The sequence below is a fragment of the Streptomyces sp. NPDC001450 genome, from assembly GCF_053597295.1.
The window spans coordinates 38122-55264 of sequence record NZ_JBSFHY010000026.1 but is presented as its reverse complement, the minus strand read 5'-3'; the positions used below and the strand labels follow the sequence as shown (position 1 = coordinate 55264).

The 17143-nt window shown below is 69.7% G+C and carries 16 protein-coding genes, 1 pseudogene and 2 riboswitches; of the genes and pseudogenes, 6 read left to right on the top strand and 11 right to left on the bottom strand.

Features of this window, described 5'->3' with window-relative positions; translation table 11 throughout:
* Positions 1-20: 20 nt before the first annotated feature.
* The 8 genes from ACWC5O_RS26700 to ACWC5O_RS26665 all read right to left on the bottom strand — a co-directional run bounded on the left by ACWC5O_RS26700 (position 21) and on the right by ACWC5O_RS26665 (position 9091).
* Positions 21-1316, bottom strand: a complete 1296-nt coding sequence (locus ACWC5O_RS26700; protein ID WP_450590478.1) for an ABC transporter ATP-binding protein — start codon at positions 1314-1316, stop codon at positions 21-23.
* Positions 1313-2398 carry an ABC transporter ATP-binding protein gene (locus tag ACWC5O_RS26695; protein WP_450590479.1) on the bottom strand — a complete coding sequence of 362 codons (1086 nt, stop codon included), beginning with the start codon at positions 2396-2398 and terminating at the stop codon, positions 1313-1315. Before ACWC5O_RS26695 ends, ACWC5O_RS26700 begins: the two co-directional genes overlap by 4 nt.
* Entirely contained in the window at positions 2395-3405 is a 1011-nt protein-coding gene (locus tag ACWC5O_RS26690; protein WP_450590480.1) for an ABC transporter permease, read from the bottom strand. The genes ACWC5O_RS26695 and ACWC5O_RS26690 overlap by 4 nt, the downstream gene beginning before the upstream one ends.
* 90 nt (positions 3406-3495) lie before the next feature.
* Positions 3496-5214, bottom strand: a complete 1719-nt coding sequence (locus tag ACWC5O_RS26685; protein ID WP_450590481.1) for an ABC transporter substrate-binding protein — start codon at positions 5212-5214, stop codon at positions 3496-3498.
* 56 nt (positions 5215-5270) lie between these two features.
* Complete coding sequence (locus ACWC5O_RS26680; RefSeq protein ID WP_450590482.1) at positions 5271-6269, bottom strand: ABC transporter permease; 999 nt, start codon at positions 6267-6269, stop codon at positions 5271-5273.
* Positions 6270-6567: 298 nt separating this feature from the next.
* On the bottom strand, positions 6568-7329 hold the full coding sequence (locus tag ACWC5O_RS26675; protein WP_450590508.1) for an enhanced serine sensitivity protein SseB C-terminal domain-containing protein: 762 nt from the start codon (positions 7327-7329) through the stop codon (positions 6568-6570).
* A gap of 228 nt (positions 7330-7557) precedes the next feature.
* Positions 7558-8349, bottom strand: coding sequence for an enhanced serine sensitivity protein SseB (locus tag ACWC5O_RS26670; protein ID WP_450590483.1), 792 nt, complete (start codon positions 8347-8349; stop codon positions 7558-7560).
* Positions 8350-8422: 73 nt separating this feature from the next.
* The gene (locus ACWC5O_RS26665) at positions 8423-9091 is read right to left on the bottom strand and encodes an AAA family ATPase (protein ID WP_450590484.1); all 669 of its coding nucleotides are present in this window, start codon (positions 9089-9091) and stop codon (positions 8423-8425) included.
* Between the two features lie 177 nt (positions 9092-9268).
* A riboswitch (glycine riboswitch) is annotated at positions 9269-9366 on the top strand.
* A riboswitch (glycine riboswitch) is annotated at positions 9367-9479 on the top strand.
* Between the two features lie 41 nt (positions 9480-9520).
* On the opposite strand from ACWC5O_RS26665, the gene gcvT reads away from it, so the two are divergent.
* The 5 genes and pseudogenes from gcvT to ACWC5O_RS26640 form a co-directional block, all read left to right on the top strand.
* Positions 9521-10639: a glycine cleavage system aminomethyltransferase GcvT gene (gene gcvT, locus ACWC5O_RS26660; protein WP_450590485.1), complete on the top strand. Its 1119-nt coding sequence runs from the start codon at positions 9521-9523 to the stop codon at positions 10637-10639.
* 116 nt (positions 10640-10755) lie between these two features.
* Complete coding sequence (gene gcvH / locus ACWC5O_RS26655) at positions 10756-11133, top strand: glycine cleavage system protein GcvH (RefSeq protein WP_450590486.1); 378 nt, start codon at positions 10756-10758, stop codon at positions 11131-11133.
* A 14-nt stretch (positions 11134-11147) separates the two neighbouring features.
* Entirely contained in the window at positions 11148-12428 is a 1281-nt protein-coding gene (glyA, locus tag ACWC5O_RS26650) for a serine hydroxymethyltransferase (RefSeq protein WP_450590487.1), read from the top strand.
* 113 nt (positions 12429-12541) lie between these two features.
* Positions 12542-13909 (top strand): L-serine ammonia-lyase, encoded by a 1368-nt coding sequence (locus ACWC5O_RS26645; RefSeq protein WP_450590488.1) that lies wholly within the window; start codon positions 12542-12544, stop codon positions 13907-13909.
* Between the two features lie 132 nt (positions 13910-14041).
* Positions 14042-14197 (top strand): annotated as a pseudogene (locus tag ACWC5O_RS26640) (DNA-binding protein); the annotation flags it as partial.
* Between the two features lie 4 nt (positions 14198-14201).
* On the opposite strand, the gene ACWC5O_RS26635 reads toward ACWC5O_RS26640, so the two are convergent.
* The 3 genes from ACWC5O_RS26635 to ACWC5O_RS26625 are packed head-to-tail and all read right to left on the bottom strand — an operon-like array spanning position 14202 to position 16710.
* Complete coding sequence (locus ACWC5O_RS26635; protein ID WP_450590489.1) at positions 14202-14522, bottom strand: hypothetical protein; 321 nt, start codon at positions 14520-14522, stop codon at positions 14202-14204.
* Positions 14519-15151: a sigma-70 family RNA polymerase sigma factor gene (locus ACWC5O_RS26630; protein WP_450590490.1), complete on the bottom strand. Its 633-nt coding sequence runs from the start codon at positions 15149-15151 to the stop codon at positions 14519-14521. Before ACWC5O_RS26630 ends, ACWC5O_RS26635 begins: the two co-directional genes overlap by 4 nt.
* Positions 15148-16710 (bottom strand): sodium:solute symporter family protein, encoded by a 1563-nt coding sequence (locus ACWC5O_RS26625; RefSeq protein WP_450590491.1) that lies wholly within the window; start codon positions 16708-16710, stop codon positions 15148-15150. The genes ACWC5O_RS26630 and ACWC5O_RS26625 overlap by 4 nt, the downstream gene beginning before the upstream one ends.
* A gap of 168 nt (positions 16711-16878) precedes the next feature.
* Between ACWC5O_RS26625 and ACWC5O_RS26620 the strand changes: the two genes are divergently transcribed.
* Positions 16879-17100 (top strand): DUF3311 domain-containing protein, encoded by a 222-nt coding sequence (locus ACWC5O_RS26620; RefSeq protein ID WP_450590492.1) that lies wholly within the window; start codon positions 16879-16881, stop codon positions 17098-17100.
* Positions 17101-17143: the final 43 nt, after the last annotated feature.

Below are 17143 nucleotides of genomic sequence, written 5' to 3'. Positions count from 1 at the left end.
CTTTGCCCAGTTGTCATGTGCTACTTGTCGGTTGACTCCTGGGACTTGGGGGCCGGAGCCTCGGATTCAGCCTCGGCCTCGGCCGGCGCCTCCTCAGCCGCCTCGGCCGGCTCCGCCGCCGCGACCTCGGCGGCGAGCGCCGCCGACGTCTCCGCCGACTCCTCCAGGACCGCTTCACCGACCAGTTCGGAGGCCTCCTTCGCCGCCGTGAGCAGGACCGTGTCCTGCGGAGCCTGGTCGGCGAAGTTCTCCGGGTGGTGGCAGGCGACCCGCTGACCGGGCCTCAGCTCCAGCAGCTGCGGCTCGGTCGTCTTGCAGATCTGCGTCGCCTTCCAGCACCGGGTGTGGAAACGGCAGCCGGAGGGCGGCGCGATCGGCGACGGGACGTCACCGCGCAGCAGGATGCGCTCGCTCTTGGTGCCCCGCCGCTTCGGGTCGGGAATCGGCACGGCCGACATCAGCGCCTTGGTGTACGGGTGCATCGGAGCCTCGTACAGCGAGGCGCGGTCGGCCAGCTCGACGATCTTGCCGAGGTACATCACCGCGATCCGGTCCGAGACGTGCCGGACGACGGACAGGTCGTGCGCGATGATCACATACGTCAGGCCCAGCTCCTCCTGAAGGTCGTCCATGAGGTTGACGACCTGGGCCTGGATCGACACGTCCAGCGCGGACACCGGCTCGTCGGCGACCACCAGCTTCGGCTTCAGGGCGAGCGCGCGGGCGATGCCGATGCGCTGGCGCTGACCGCCGGAGAACTCGTGCGGATAGCGGTTGTAGTGCTCGGGGTTGAGGCCGACCAGCTCCAGGAGCCGCTGGACCTCCTTCTTCACCCCGCCCTCGGGCTCCACGCCCTGGAGCCGGAAGGGCGCCGAGACGATCGAGCCGATGGTGTGCCGGGGGTTCAGGGAGCCGTACGGGTCCTGGAAGATCATCTGGATGTCGCGGCGCATCGGGCGCATCTTCCCGGTGCTCAGCCGCGTGATGTCCCGGCCCTCGAACTCGATCGTGCCGCCGGTCGGGTCCTGAAGGCGGGTGATGACCCGGCCCATGGTCGACTTGCCGCAGCCCGACTCGCCGACGACGCCCAGGGTTTCGCCCTTGCGCACCTCGAAGTCGATGCCGTCGACCGCCTTCACGGCGCCGACCTGGCGCTGCAGGAGGCCCTTCTTGATCGGGAAGTGCTTCGTCAGGCCCTTGACCCGGAGCAGCACCTCACGCTCGGCGGAGCCGCCCTCGGGAGCCGACGCCTGCTGCGGGACCTCCGCCTTGCCGGCGGCGTCCTCGACGGTGTCTGTCTTCTTCGTCTCACTCACAGCTTCGGCGCAATCTCTTCGGTCCAGATCCGCGTGCGGTCCTCGGCCGAGAGGTGACAGGCGGACCAGTGGCCGCCCTCCACCTGCTGCAGCTCGGGGCGCACCGTGCGGGTGACGTTCCCCTTGGGGAGGTCCGCGTACGGGCAGCGCGGGTGGAAGGCACAGCCCGAGGGGACGTTGATGAGGCTCGGCGGCTGGCCCATGACCGGGATGAGCCGGTCGGCGGTGTCGCGGTCGATGCGCGGCATCGAGCCGAGCAGACCCCAGGTGTACGGGTGCTGCGGCTTGTCGAAGATCTCCCCGACCGGTCCGCGCTCCACGCACCGGCCGCCGTACATCACCAGGACGTCGTCGGCGATCTCGGCGACCACGCCGAGATCGTGCGTGATCATGATGACCGCGGAGCCGAACTCCTTCTGCAGATCCCGGATCAGGTCGAGGATCTGCGCCTGGACGGTGACGTCGAGGGCGGTGGTCGGCTCGTCCGCGATGAGCAGTTCGGGGTTGTTGACCAGTGCCATCGCGATCATGGCGCGCTGGCGCATACCGCCGGAGAACTCGTGCGGGTAGCCGTCGATGCGCTTGGCGGGCTCGGGGATGCCGACCCGGTCGAGCATCTCGATGGCGCGCTGGCGGGCCACCTTCTTGGTGACGTTGTTGTGGACCCGGTAGGCCTCGACGATCTGGTCGCCGACCTTGTAGTAGGGGTGCATCGCGGACAGCGGGTCCTGGAAGATCATCGCCATCTTCCGGCCGCGCAGCCGGCGCACCTCGTCCGGGTCGGCACCGATCAGCTCCTGCCCGTCCAGCCACACCTCGCCGGAGACCTTGGCGTTCGCCGCGCGGTGCAGCCCCATGACGCCGAGCGACGTCACGGACTTGCCGGAACCCGACTCGCCCACGATGCCCAGGGTCTGGCCGCGCCGCACGTCGAAGCTGACGCCGTCCACGGACTTGACCAGGCCGTCGTCGGTGTTGAAGTGGATGCGCAGATCGCGAACGGAGAGGAACACGTCCTCGGCATCGGAAGGGGCGGCGTCCGCGGCCGGTTCGCCCAGCGCCGCCTTTTCGAGCTTGCTCACGAGTACCTCACGCGGGGGTCGATGGCTGCGTACACCAGGTCGACGACCAGATTGGAGAAGACGATGAAGAAGGCGGCGACCAGGGTCACGGCCATCACGATGGGCAGGTCGTTGTCCTTGATGGCCTGGATCGAGTACGCGCCGATGCCCTGGAGGGAGAAGACCGTCTCGGTGAGCACCGCGGTACCGATGAGGGTGCCGAAGTCCATGCCGAAGATGGTGACGATCGGGGTGAGGGTGGCGCGCAGGCCGTGCTTGGTGACGACCGTGCTCTCCCGCAGGCCCTTGGCCCGGGCCGTCCGGATGTAGTCCTCGCTCATCGTCTCGAGCATGCCCGCCCGGGTGAGCCGGGCGTAGGTGGCGGAGAAGAGGAACGCGAGGCTGACCCAGGGCAGGAACAGGTGCCAGGCCCACTCACCCGGGTTCTGGGTGAAGGGCACGTAGTCGGTGCTGTCCCAGATGGACCACTGGTAGATGAACAGGACGTTGATGACCTGGCCGGTGAAGAAGATCGGGAGCGAGACGCCGGCGAGCGCGATGAACATCGAGATGCGGTCGACGGGCTTGCCCTTGCGCAGCGCCGAGACGACGCCGGTGGTCACACCGAAGATCAGCCAGATCACGGCCGCGCCGACGGCCAGCGAGAAGGAGACCGGGATGCGCTGCGTGAGCTGCGGCCACACCTCGACGTGACTCTTGAAGGAGTACCCGAAGCAGGGGGCGCTGCAGTGTGTCGCGTCGGGACCGAACTTGTAGTCGGCGCCTACGAACAGGCCCTTGATGTAGTCCCAGTACTGGATGTAGATGGGCTGGTCGAAGCCCAGGTTCTTCTTGATCGCGGCGATGGACTCGGGGTTGGCGTCCTTGCCGACGTACTGGGTGGCCAGCTGGGTGGCCGTCTGGCCGCCCAGGCGGGGGACCAGGAAGAAGATTGCGAAGGTGACTGCGCTGACCACCAGCAGCAGCACCACGGCGCCGAAGACGCGTCGGATGATGTACGCAGCCACAGCTGTGCGGCTCCGGGGGGCCGGGACGGAGTGTGTCCGTCCCGGCCGCCCGGTGCCTTCACCTGCCTTTCAGGGGTATCCGGCCTGCTGTTACTTCGAGGAGCCCAGCAGCGTGTAGTCGTACATGCCGAGGTACGCCTGCGTGACCGTGACGTTGGTCGCGGACGTAGGCCTGATCAGCAGGTTCTTGCGGTAGATCAGCGGGACGACCGAGGCGTTGTCCAGGACCATCTTGTCGATGTCGCCCCAGGCCTTGGTGCGGGCCGAGGAGTCGGTGTTGGAGATGGCGTCGGACAGGGCCTTGTTGATCTTCGGGTCGTTCAGCTCCATCAGGTTGTTGCCGCCCGAGGGCTTGATGGCCGAACCGTCGATGATCTGGTCCAGGAAGCCGTAGCCGGTCGGCCAGTCGGCGCCCCACGCCATCATCATCATGCCGAGCTTGTGCTGGTGGACGTAGCTCGGGACACCGGCGAAGTTGGAGAAGTACTTGCCGGAGGGGAACTGCTTGATGTCGACCTTGATGCCGACGCCCTTCAGCGAGTTCTGGATGGCCGTGGCGGCCGCCACCTCGGCGGGGCGGTCGGCGCGGGCCGTCAGCGTGGTGGAGAAGCCGCTCGGCTTGCCGCACTGCTTCAGCTCGTCCTTGGCCTTGGCCGCGTCACCCTTGTGGCCCGGCGTGGCGTAGGTGTCGAACTTGGTGTAGCCGTTGACCGACGGCGGCAGCAGCGTGGTGGCCACGTCGCCCTTGGGCGAGCCGCCCATGGCGTCGATGACCGACTGCTTGTCGAGGGCCCACTGGACGGCCTTGCGGCAGTGGACGTTGTCGAACGGAGCGACGTGCAGGTTCAGGGCCATGTAACCCGTGGCGCCCGCGTACGAGTTGTCCGTCTGCTTGGCGTACTTGCCGTCCAGGATGCGCGGCTGGGTCTGCGGCTGCACGCCGGCGCCCGTGATGTCGGCCGTGATCTTGTCGGCGAGCAGGTCGTTGTCGACCGTGACCGGGTTGACCTTGAACTTGACGTTGATCTTGTCCGGCAGCGCCTTGCGGATCGGGTCCGACTTCGGGTCCCAGTTCGGGTTGCGGACGAGGGAGGCGCTGGCGCCCTCCTCGTACGAGGCGAACTTGTAGGGGCCGGAGGACACGATGTGCTGGACGTACTTCGCGCCGTCGTCCTTCGCCTGCGGCACGGGGGCCGTCTGGGAGAAGGTCGCCAGGTAGTCGAAGTCGGCGAAGGGCTTGGCCAGGTGGAAGACGATCGTCTGGTCGTCCGGGGTCGCGATCGAGTCGAGACCCTTCTTGTCCTTGTAGGGGCCCTTGTACTTGTCGCCGCCCTTCAGGTACGCCTTGAAGTACGTGGGACCGTTGGACAGGGCCTCGGGCGCGAAGTTGGAGCGCTCGATCGCGTACTTGACGTCCTTGGACGTGATCGGCGTGCCGTCGTCGAACTTCAGGCCCGAACGCAGGTGGTACGTCCAGGTCTTGGCGTCGGCGCTGGCCTTGCCGAGGGAGTCGGCGAGGTCGGGGACGACGGTGAGGCCGTCCTTGCCGGCGGCCGGCTTGAAGGTGACGAGCGTACGGGCGTACAGACGCGAGAAGTTCTGCACGAAGCCGTAGTACGTGTTGCCCGGGTCCAGGGAGTCCGGAACGTCTGAGTCCTCGAGGTTGACCGTCCCCCCCTTCTTGCTCGACGCGTTGACGATGGAGTCCAGCGCCGCGTCCTTCTTGGCGGAACCGCCACCGTTGTTGTTGCTGTCATTACCGCCGCCGCACGCGGCAGCGCCGAGCGAGACCGCCAGGACCGTCGCCACGGCGGCGGTAACCCTTCTCGTCTTCACGTGAGGAATGCCCCCTCGATCGATGTGGATCACTTGCTGCGAGGGTCGAGCGCGTCACGCAGCCCGTCACCCAGCAGGTTGAATGCCAGGACGGTGATGAAGATCGCCAGTCCGGGCACGAACATGAACTGCGGATCTGCGGTGTAGAGATCCACGGCGTTGCTGAGCATTCCGCCCCAAGAAGCCTGCGGCGGCGCGATACCGACTCCGAGGAAGCTCAGCGCGGCCTCGAAGAGGATGTTCGTCGGGATGATCAGCGTCGAGTAGACGAGGACCGGCGCGACGAGGTTGGGGAGCAGTTCGCGGAACAGGATGTACGGGCCGCGGGCGCCCAGGCTGGTTGCGGCCTCCACGAACTCGCGCCGCGCGAGGCTCATCGTCTGGGCGCGCACGATACGGCCGATGTACGGCCAGCTGAAGAAGCCGATCACGAAGATCAGCACGCCGATGCGCAGCGGCAGGCCGTTGAAACCGAAGAAACCATCCTGCACCGACGCCGAGATGGCGATGGCGAACAGCAGCAGCGGGAACGCCAGGAAGGTGTCCATCAGCCGGCTGATGACGCTGTCGACCCAGCCGCCGTAGTAGCCGGCGACGACGCCGAGCACGGTACCGATGAGCACGGACAGCAGGGTGGCGCCGCCGGCGACCAGCAGCGATACCCAGGAGCCCTCGATGATGCGGGCGAGCATGTCACGGCCGTACTGCGGCTCCACGCCCAGCGGGTGGCTCCAACTCATACCGCCCCAGCTGCCCTTGGGGGCCAGTCGAGCCGGATCGATGAGGTCCTGGTGGAACTGGTTGGGGTCCAGCCCGAAAGCCCACTCGATCGGCTTCGCGAACACCGCCATCAGCACGAGCAGGATGACGACGACCCCGCCCGCCACGGCCAGTTTGTCCCGTTTGAACCGGGTCCAGGCGATCTGCGAGAGTGAACGCCCTTCGATCTGGGATTTCTTGACCCCGGCGAGCACAGCCTCGGGCGGGGTCTCGGCCTCGGCTCCGGTGGTCTCGATCGGTGCGGTCACTGTGAACCCGACCCCTCTAGCCGGTTGTTGCCCGGCCCGCGTCTGCCGCGAAGGTTTGCGGCTTTATCGACTTGCACTCGACCACGAGGTGAGCACCTCGTGTCTGAGTGGGGAGTCTTCAGCGTGGCTGCGATCACCCGCCAGAGTCCAAGGCGAAAGTATGCATAACCGTGATACAGCCATGGGGGTTCCGTTATCCGAACCTACGGAACCGGCCCTCGGACGCGCTCATCACACCCGGTGACCACTCATTCGTCGCCATCAACCCATCGCACACGGCAGCGCGGGGTGTGCCCGCTCAGTAGGCGCCGTGCACGGGCGGGTATCCGTAGCCGGCAGCCGGGGCCTGCGGCTGCGGGGCGGCCGCGTGGGCCTCGCGGTCGTAGAACGGACGGGCGCTGGCCCGCATCCACATCACGACCGGGTCGTAGTCGTCGGTCATCGCGACCGTCGACACCGGAAGCCCGTCCGGGACCGCGCCGACCGACTGCTGCATCATCGCGCGCACCGAGTCCACCGCGGCCGGCGAGGTGTCGTACACATCCAGACCGATGGCGAGGTACGGCGCCCCGAGCGCGGGCTGGACCCAGGCGCGGCGCAGGGAGCGCAGGGCCGGGGTGCGGTGGGCGTTCTGCGCGAGCAGGGCGTAGAACTGCGGGATCTCGATGCCGGGTTCGGACAGCCGCAGGGGGCCGGCCGGCTGGCGGTCCAGGCCGGTGGCGATGCGGCGCAGGTCCAGCCAGGGGATCCCGACGCCGCCGCCCGGAGCGTGCGGATTGAGCCAGAGACCGTAGTGGTCGGGATAGAGGGTGCGGGCCACGTCCAGTCCGTCGACCACCTCGTAGGAGCGGTTCCAGCCGCTCGCCGAGAGTTCCTGGGCGGAGGTCACACAGGGGGCGTAGCTGAAGCCGTCGACCTCCATGTTTCCGTACTGGGCGTCGGGCGAGCCGGCCTGGCCGTGCCACAGGAGCATCCAGATCTGGCCGGAGGACGGGGTGGCGAGGGCGCGCAGCAGTGCCTCGTAGGCGTCGTAGCGCCCTGGGGTGACCTGGCGCAGCATGTGCTCGACGCTGCCGCTGTGGCTCGCGCTCACCTGTCGTACCGGCCCTTCTGGGAGTTGCCCCGCGTTTGGGAACAGCTTAAGCGCCTAGGGGCTCGGGGCCTCGTGTCCGTCGGCGGGTGCGGGTGCGTGGTGGCTTGTCGGGTCCCGCGGCGGAGCCGCATATCGGACACAGCCCCGCACCCCTGGGTTGGCTGCCCCTGGGTTGGCTTCCAGTGGCCGTAGAAGCTAATGCCCGTACTGGTAGAAAGGGCGCACGTTCGTCCTGAGCCAGTCGGCCACCGGGTCCTGGGCCACGTCCAGGAGGACCAGGTTGACCGGCCACTTGACCGGGACTTTGCCGAGGGCCTTGCCGAGGGCGTCCAGGGGGACGGCTCGTAGGTCGCCTTCCCACTGGGAGAGTTCGACACCCACGAACATCACGGGGTCGGCCGTCTCGACGGCGGCGAGGCACCGGCGGGCGGTGAGGACCACGCCGGTCGCGGCGAACTCGGCGGAGGCGGCGGTCAGGAAGTCGACCGGGTCGTCCTGCCAGTCGGGCTCGAAGAGGCGGACCCGGCCGCCTGAGCCGGGGCCGTCCAGCGGGGTGCGGCCCGCGCGGCACAGCTCGGCCACCGCCTCCGGCGGCAGCGGTATGCCGACCACGCCGTCGGGGTTGACGGCGATACCGACCTGCGGAGGCAGGCCGCGGGCGAACTCCACCGCCGGGGCGATGGTGTACGACATGTGGGAGCCGGTCGCCTGGCGGAGCTGTTCCTCGGAGCTGAAGACCGGGACGTACACCTGGCCCTCGATGTCCATCGTGGGCAGGTCCAGGGGGCCGCTCTGCGGGCCGCCGCCGCTCGGCAGGGGGATCCAGAGGAAGCTCCGGCCCAGCACCTCGATGATCCGGCCGCCCGCGGAGGGTATGCCGAGGGAGGCCGAGAGCACCTCCTCCAGCTCGTTGCCGGGCCAACCGCCGTGCGGGTGGGGGTGCGTCTGTGCCGGGAAGTCCGCGGGAGTGTCCGCCGGGAAGTCCATCTGCCTACCGCCTGCTGGGAACCATGCTGTGGATCAGAAGGCTAGCGGGTGCCTGTGACAGCGGCCGGTCCGATCAGCCGGTGAAGGCTATGCGGTGCAGGACGTCCGCCGCGTCCCGGTCCAGCAGCACCGCCGAGTCGCAGCCGGCGGGCAGCTCGCCGCGCTCCACCGCGCGCAGCAGCCGGGCGGTCGTACGGCGGTGGCGGCTGAAGGCGTAGCGGGACACGCCGCGGCCGCGCTCGCGCTGGCCCTCGCGGGCGGTGCCGGGGGTGACGTCGAGGAGGAGCAGGTGCAGGGTGCCGCCGCGGCGGCGGGCCTCGCGGGCCAGCCAGGCGCGCACCCAGGACTGGGTGCCGCAGTCGTGCACGACGACACCCTCGCCGGTGCGCAGGACGCGGCGCAGTCCGGCGTAGTGGGCGAGCCGGACCAGGGGACGGTAGAGCGCGTAGGGAAGGAAGCGGGGCGCGCGGGCGTCCCAGCGGTCGCGGGTGTCCTGGGAGTCGACGCGGTGGCCGGTGACCGCGCGGTGCATCAGCGTGGACTTGCCGCTGCCGGGCAGGCCGGTGATCACCACCAGGTCGGCGGGCCCGAAGTGCAGGGCGCGCGGGCTGCGGCCCTCTCGGTCGCGCAGGTCGCGGACGACCGGGGCCGGGCGGTCGGCGCAGCGCTCGCGGGCCGGGGCGGAGGGCTGCTTCGCCACCGCGATGCCGGTGGTGGCGGCGTAGGCCGTGGTCCTGTTCACCGTGATCGTCCTCCCCTGTGGGCCTGGTAATCCCATGCCCATCACATGTAAAGAGAAGGTAATGCGCCGCGTCCAGTGGTTCGGTGCGCGTACTGCCACAGGTCGGTTACAGATGCGGCCCTGACGGGTGGGGGTGAGGCGTGCAATGATGTGCGCGCCAACTGCATACCGGCCGTTTGAATCCGCGCGGGAGAGTTCCCAGCAGCCTTCGCTGGGGCGCCGAAGGAGCAAGTCCCTCCCTTGAATCTCTCAGGCCCCGTTACCGCGCGGGCGAGGCACATCTGAAAAGCGGGCCGCTGTGTCAGTGGCTCCACCCAAGGTGCAAGCCGTGATCGTCCCTGTGGCGGTCTCGGCGAACCTCTCAGGTTCCGATGACAGATGGGGAGGAACTACCTCGCCCGTCAGCCTGCCCTGGGAGACGACCGACCGATGAGCAGTACCGAACTCCGTCACACCGCGTTGGACGCGCTCCATCGCTCGCTCGGTGCGACGATGACCGACTTCGCGGGCTGGGACATGCCCCTGCGCTACGGCTCCGAGCGCGACGAGCACGTGGCCGTGCGGACCAAGGCCGGCCTTTTCGACCTCTCCCACATGGGTGAGATCACCGTGACCGGCGCGGAGGCGGCGGCCCTGCTGAACTTCGCCCTGGTCGGCAACATCGCCTCCGTCGGCGTCGGCCGCGCCCGCTACACCATGATCTGCCAGGCCGACGGCGGCATCCTGGACGACCTGATCGTCTACCGCCTCGCCGAGACCGAGTACATGGTCGTCGCCAACGCCTCCAACGCCCAGGTGGTGCTGGACGCGCTGACCGAGCGCGCCGCGGGCTTCGACGCCGAGGTGCGCGACGACCGTGACGCGTACGCGCTGATCGCGGTCCAGGGCCCCGAGTCCCCCGGCATCCTGAAGTCCCTCACGGACGCCGACCTGGACGGCCTGAAGTACTACGCGGGCCTGCCCGGCACGGTCGCCGGCGTCCCCGCCCTGATCGCCCGCACCGGCTACACCGGCGAGGACGGCTTCGAGCTGTTCGTGAAGCCCGAGCACGCCGTGGAGCTGTGGCAGGCGCTGACCAAGGCCGGCGAGGGCGTCGGTCTGGTGCCCTGCGGCCTGTCCTGCCGGGACACCCTGCGCCTGGAGGCGGGCATGCCGCTGTACGGGCACGAGCTGACCACGTCCCTGACACCGTTCGACGCCGGGCTCGGCCGCGTGGTGAAGTTCGAGAAGGAGGGCGACTTCGTGGGCCGCGAGGCGCTCACCGAGGCCGCCGCCAAGGCCGAGCAGAACCCGCCGCGGGTGCTCGTCGGCCTGATCGCCGAGGGCCGCCGGGTGCCGCGCGCCGGGTACGCCGTCGTCGCCGGCGGCGAGGTCATCGGCGAGGTCACCTCCGGCGCCCCCTCCCCCACCCTGGGCAAGCCGATCGCCATCGCCTACGTCGACGCTGCGCACGCGGCGCCGGGCACCGCGGGCGTTGGTGTGGACATCCGCGGGAGCCACGAGCCGTACGAGGTCGTGGCGCTGCCGTTCTACAAGCGCCAGAAGTAGACACTGGGCGCGGTCCGTACCCAGAACGTGACCCTGCGCACACTTCACCTGCTCATCAGCAGGTTCAGCAGTCCCCCATTCATCAGCACTCCCGCGCGTACAGGAGAATTCAGGCCATGAGCAACCCCCAGCAGCTGCGCTACAGCAAGGAGCACGAGTGGCTGTCGGCCGCCGAGGACGGCGTGTCGACGGTCGGCATCACGGAGCACGCGGCCAACGCGCTCGGCGATGTCGTCTTCGTCCAGCTCCCGGAGGTCGGTGACACGGTGTCCGCGGGCGAGTCCTGCGGCGAGCTGGAGTCGACCAAGTCGGTCAGCGACCTGTACGCACCCGTGACCGGTGAGATCACCGAGATCAACCAGGACGTCGTCGACGACCCGTCGCTGGTCAACTCGGCCCCCTTCGAGGGCGGCTGGCTGTTCAAGGTACGCATCACGGACGAGCCGGCCGACCTGCTCTCCGCCGACGAGTACACCGCCTTCACCGCCGGCTGAGGAGTCGTAGCCGTATGACTGTCCTGAACACGTCCCTGCACGAGCTGGACCCGGAGATCGCCGCCGCGGTCGACGCCGAGCTGAACCGCCAGCAGTCGACCCTGGAGATGATCGCCTCTGAGAACTTCGCGCCGCTCGCGGTGATGGAGGCCCAGGGCTCGGTCCTCACCAACAAGTACGCCGAGGGCTACCCGGGCCGCCGCTACTACGGCGGCTGCGAGCACGTCGACGTCGCCGAGCAGATCGCCATCGACCGGATCAAGGAGCTGTTCGGCGCCGAGTACGCCAACGTGCAGCCCCACTCCGGCGCGTCCGCGAACCAGGCGGCCCTGTTCGCGCTGGCCCAGCCCGGGGACACCATCCTCGGCCTGGACCTGGCGCACGGCGGCCACCTGACCCACGGGATGCGGCTGAACTTCTCCGGCAAGCAGTTCAACGTGGTCGCCTACCACGTGGACGTCGAGACCGGCCTGGTCGACATGGCCGAGGTCGAGCGCCTGGCCAAGGAGCACCGCCCGAAGGTGATCATCGCGGGCTGGTCGGCGTACCCGCGTCAGCTGGACTTCGCCGAGTTCCGCCGGATCGCCGACGAGGTCGAGGCCTACCTGTGGGTCGACATGGCGCACTTCGCGGGCCTGGTCGCCGCCGGTCTCCACCCGAACCCGGTCGAGTACGCGGACGTGGTCACCTCCACGACCCACAAGACGCTCGGCGGCCCGCGCGGCGGCATCATCCTCGCGAAGAAGGACTTCGCGAAGAAGCTGAACTCGTCCGTCTTCCCGGGCTTCCAGGGCGGCCCCCTGGAGCACGTGATCGCGGCCAAGGCGGTCTCCTTCAAGGTCGCCGCCTCGGAGGACTTCAAGGAGCGCCAGCGCCGTACGGTGGAGGGCGCGCAGATCCTCGCCGAGCGGCTGACCGCGGCCGACGCCCGCGAGGCCGGCGTGAACGTGCTCTCCGGCGGCACGGACGTGCACCTGATCCTGGTCGACCTGCGCGAGTCCGAGCTGGACGGCCAGCAGGCCGAGGACCGCCTCCACGAGGTCGGCATCACGGTCAACCGCAACGCCGTCCCGAACGACCCGCGTCCCCCGATGGTCACGTCGGGCCTGCGGATCGGCACGCCCGCCCTGGCGACCCGCGGCTTCACGGCCGAGGACTTCGCCGAGGTCGCGGACGTGATCGCCGAGGCACTCAAGGCGCCTTCCCCCTTCGGGGAGGCCGACGCGGAAGCTCTCAAGGCCCGGGTCAAGGCCCTGGCCGACAAGCACCCGCTGTACCCCGGTCTCAACAAGTAAGTCCGAAGTACCCCGGCACCGCGCACACTGGACACCAGAAGTGCGCGCGGTGCCGGGGGGTGCCCACCCCGCACCACACCCCTGAGCACCACCCCCGTATTGAGGAGTTCCCCGTGGCCATCTCGGTCTTCGACCTGTTCTCGATCGGCATCGGCCCGTCCAGCTCCCACACGGTCGGCCCGATGCGCGCGGCGCGCATGTTCGCGCGGCGACTGCGCAACGAAGGGCTGCTGGAATCCGTCACGTCGATACGCTCCGAGCTGTACGGCTCACTCGGCGCGACCGGCCACGGCCACGGAACGCCCAAGGCGGTGCTGCTCGGCCTGGAGGGCGCCTCGCCGCGCACGGTGGACGTGGAGACGGCGGACCAGCGGGTGGCGGACATCAAGGCGAACAAGCGGCTGAGCCTGCTCGGCGAGCACGAGATCGCGTTCGACTTCGACGCCGACCTGAAGCTGCACCGCCGCAAGGCGCTCCCGTACCACGCCAACGGCATGACGCTGTGGGCGTACGACGCCGCGGGCACGGAACTGCTCTCCAAGACGTACTACTCGGTCGGCGGCGGCTTCGTCGTGGACGAGGACGCGGTCGGCGCGGACCGCATCGTGCTGGACGACACGGTCCTGAAGTATCCCTTCCGCACCGGCGACGAGCTGCTCCGCCTCACGAAGGAGACCGGCCTGTCGATCTCCTCCCTGATGCTGGAGAACGAGCGGGCCTGGCGCACGGAGGAGGAGATCCGGGCGGGCCTGCTGGAGATCTGGCGCGTGATGCGCGAGTGCGTGCGGCGCGGCATGTCCCGCGAGGGCATCCTGCCCGGCGGTCTGAAGGTCCGCCGCCGCGCGTCCGTCACGGCCCGCCAGCTGCGCGCCGAGGGCGACCCGCTCGCGCACGCCATGGAGTGGCTCACGCTGTACGCGATGGCCGTGAACGAGGAGAACGCGGCGGGCGGCCGCGTGGTCACCGCCCCCACGAACGGCGCGGCCGGCATCATCCCGGCGGTCCTGCACTACTACATCGACTTCGTGCCCGGCGCCGACGAGGACGGCGTGGTCCGCTTCCTCCTGGCCGCCGGCGCGATCGGCATGCTCTTCAAGGAGAACGCCTCCATCTCCGGCGCCGAGGTCGGCTGCCAGGGCGAGGTGGGCTCCGCCTGCTCGATGGCGGCCGGCGCCCTCGCCGAGGTCCTCGGCGGCAGCCCGGAGCAGGTCGAGAACGCCGCCGAGATCGGCATGGAGCACAACCTCGGCCTCACCTGCGACCCGGTCGGCGGCCTGGTCCAGATCCCCTGCATCGAGCGCAACGGCATGGCCGCGGTGAAGGCGGTCACGGCCGCGAAGATGGCGATGCGCGGCGACGGCTCCCACAAGGTGTCCCTGGACAAGGTCATCAAGACCATGAAGGACACGGGCGCGGACATGAGCGTGAAGTACAAGGAGACGGCGCGGGGCGGACTCGCGGTCAACATCATCGAGTGCTGAGGATGTAGGCCCTGCCCAGCGCGTTCGTGTCTTGCGAAGACGCCGAATCGGAACACGGCCCTGTAGACCAGGCCGCGGTCGAAGCCGAACGAGCCGTCCTGCCCGGCGACTCGGCCGGCTCGGCGGACGCCACGACGCACACCCGAACTCACTGAGTGGCCGGCCACCACCGAGGCGGAGGACGTCCGCGTCGTCATCAGCTCCGTCACCCTCGTCGAAGCACGTGACCCCAGGATCAGCCAGGCCCGCTTTGACGACGCCGTCTCCCGCGTGAACATCATCCCGCCGAGGCCTACCGAACGTCGGTGGCGACCGTGCCCGGGGCACCCGAGAAGACCACGCCGGAGCCGGACGGGGTCTGGTTGAGGACCCACAGGCCGATCAGTGTCGCGAGCGTGAAGACGACCGCGATCAGGACGGCGAGGACCAGTCGTCGACGCCGTTCTCGGCGCAACCAGTCACCGCGGGCCGTGCGATAGGCGTCGGGGGCGGCTCGCACCCCGTCGGCCAGCCTCTCCAGCGCTGCGCGCAGTTCCTGTTCGGTCCGGTCCTGGACCATGTCCTTCTCGGCCTTTTCCGCGTTTCCCGTCCGGTTCGGGAAGGTGTCGTTCATCGCCGGGCCTCCATCGCCTGGGTCAGGGCGGCGATGCCGCGCGCGGTGTGTGTCTTGACCGACCCGCAGGAGATTCCCATCGCGGCGGCTATCTCCCCCTCCTTGAGACCGAGCCAGTGGCGCAGGACGAGCGCTTCGCGCTGCCGGGCGGGCAGTTGCTGGAGGGCGTCGATCAGGACGCGCTGGTCGTCGTGGAGCAGGGCGGTGCTCTCGGCGGAGGCGACGACATCACGGGGCGGGGTCTCGGCATGTTTGCGGGCCACCTGGAGGTGGCGGATCCGCATCCGGGTCAGGTTGCAGACCGTGGAGCGCAGATATGCCTCCGCCGCCTCGGCGTCCCGCAGCCGCCGCCACTTGCGGTAGATCTGGTAGTAGGCCTCGGCCACCACGTTCTCCGGGTCGTCGGCGCCGAGCAGGACGGCGAGGCGCAGCATCGAGGCGTAGTGCAGCTCGAACAGGCGGGCCAGAGCCGCCTCCCGCTCCAGCTCGGCCGGATCGCCCGCCGCCGGGGCGAGCGATCCGATGTCGGCGGCTTGACGCGAAATCGGCGCGGAGGGCAGCGGCGGCGGCTCGGCGGTGGCCGGGGCGGTCTGCGGCACCGGTACGCGCGTGGGCTGTCTGCGTCTCATGGGTTGGTCGCTCCCGTCTCGGGGCGCCGCCTGACGGTCAGGCGGGACGGCAGGTCGGTGACGTCGGCGCCGCGCGGGACCCCGAGGCGTTCGAGGGCAGCGGTCCCGGCCACGGCGACGGTCAGATTGAGGAGCAGGGCCGCGAGCCCGGCATAGATCTCCAGCGGCTGCCGCCCGACGCCGAGCGGCACGATCGACGAGAAGCCCTCCCGCACCACCAGGAACGTTCCTGCCGCCATGCCCACGGTCCACCCGGCGAGCAGCGCCCGGGGGTGCAGCCGGCCGGTGAAGAGCCCGACGGCGACGGCCGGGAAGATCTGCAGGATCCACACGCCGCCGAGGAGCTGGAGGTTGATGGCGTCCTGGTCCCGCAACCCGAACACGAACGCGACCGCCCCCACCTTCGCGGTCAGTGACACCACCTTGGCGACGCGCACCTGCCGCTTGGGAGTGGCCGTCGGATGGACGTACTCGACGTAGACGTTCCGTACGAAGCCGGTGGCGGCCGCGATCGACATCACGGCGGCCGGGACGAGCGCCCCCACGGTGATCGCGGCAAACACCAGCCCGGCCAGCGGCGCCGGCATCAGCCGGTCGACCAGCATCGGCACGGCGGCCTCGGCGTTGCCCTTCGGGGCCCGCACCCCCGCCGCGAGGGCCGCAACGCCGAGGAAGCCGAAGAGCGCGAGCAGTCCCGTCCAGGCGGGCAGGGCCACCGAGACCTTGCGCAGGGTGCGGGGGCCGTCGGCGGCGAAACCGGCGGTGAGCACGTGTGGGTACATCAGCAGGGCCAGTGCGGAGCCCAGCGCGAGGGTGGCGTAAGCAGGCTGCTGGGCCGGGGACAGGAGCAGGGCGGAGTGGGCCGCGTCCGTCCCGCCGAGCCGCCGCGCCGCGCCGTCGAAGACCGGGCCGGGGCCGCCGAGCCGGTCGAGGACCAGCCAGCAGACGGCGGTCAGCGAGACGAACACGGCCACCGCCTTGAGCGCGGAGATGACGGTGGGTGCGCGCAGCCCGTGCCGGTACGTCGCCACCGCGAGCCCCGCGAAGAGCGCCACCATCACCACGTCACCGGTCGCACCCCGTGGATAGACGCCCCCGGCCGTCAACACCGCGCGTATGCCGAGCAGTTGCAGCGCCAGGTACGGCATCGTCGCCAGGATCCCGGTCAGCGCGACCACCAGAGCCAGCGGCGGTGAACCGTATCGCCCGCGTACGAAGTCGGCGGCGGTGACATAGCCGTGCCGGCGGGCCACGGTCCACAGGCGGGTCAGCAGGACGAAGGCGAGCGGGCAGACGACCACCGTGTAGGGCACGGCGAAGAAGGCCGGCGCCCCGTTGCCGTAGGCCAGTCCCGGTACGGCGGTGAAGGTGTAGGCGGTGAAGATCGTGCCGCCGAGCAGCAGCCAGGTCCACACGGGGCCGAGGCTTCGGTCGGCGAGGGCCCAGCCCTCCAGGGAGGGAAGCCGGTCGTCCGGACGAAGCCGGCGCGCGGTGACGGCGAGCAGTGACGCCCCGCCAATCACGGTGAGGAACGTCGCGGTCATGGCGCCGTCAGCCATGCGTCACCGTCCTTGGTGTACCTGAACCCTCGCCCGAGAGTTGCGCGGCCGGGCGGTTCCGATGACAGGGAACCGGCGGGAAATCGTCCGGAAATTCGCTGTCAACCGGTTCCGGCGGGTGGGCAACTCTTGCACAGACCGACAGCGAGCGGGAGAGGAGCGCAGGTCATGGCACGGACCGGTCATCACGGGCTGCGGCACGTCGCGATCGCCGTACTGCTCCTCGCTCCCGCGGCGGGGCTGCTGTGGGTTCCCTGGTACGCCGGTGCGAGCCCCCGGCTCGCGGGGACGCCGTTCTTCTACTGGTACCAGCTCGCCTGGGTGCCGGGGTGCGGCCTCTGTCTGCTTGCCGCGTACGCGCTGACCAGGCACGAACGCCACGCCCCCTGATCCGTACGCATCCGTACCACCACACACCACCGTCCAGGTGAGG

Coding starts and splice junctions, on each gene's coding strand:
- ACWC5O_RS26675 (WP_450590508.1), bottom strand. CDS start 7,329: ATGCTGCGCCAGGTCACCCCAGGGCGCTACGACGCCTACGAGGCACTG.
- ACWC5O_RS26670 (WP_450590483.1), bottom strand. CDS start 8,349: ATGGACTTCCCGGCGGACACTCCCGCGGACTTCCCGGCACAGACGCAC.
- gcvT (WP_450590485.1), top strand. CDS start 9,521: ATGAGCAGTACCGAACTCCGTCACACCGCGTTGGACGCGCTCCATCGC.
- gcvH (WP_450590486.1), top strand. CDS start 10,756: ATGAGCAACCCCCAGCAGCTGCGCTACAGCAAGGAGCACGAGTGGCTG.
- glyA (WP_450590487.1), top strand. CDS start 11,148: ATGACTGTCCTGAACACGTCCCTGCACGAGCTGGACCCGGAGATCGCC.
- ACWC5O_RS26635 (WP_450590489.1), bottom strand. CDS start 14,522: ATGAACGACACCTTCCCGAACCGGACGGGAAACGCGGAAAAGGCCGAG.
- ACWC5O_RS26630 (WP_450590490.1), bottom strand. CDS start 15,151: ATGAGACGCAGACAGCCCACGCGCGTACCGGTGCCGCAGACCGCCCCG.
- ACWC5O_RS26625 (WP_450590491.1), bottom strand. CDS start 16,710: ATGGCTGACGGCGCCATGACCGCGACGTTCCTCACCGTGATTGGCGGG.
- ACWC5O_RS26620 (WP_450590492.1), top strand. CDS start 16,879: ATGGCACGGACCGGTCATCACGGGCTGCGGCACGTCGCGATCGCCGTA.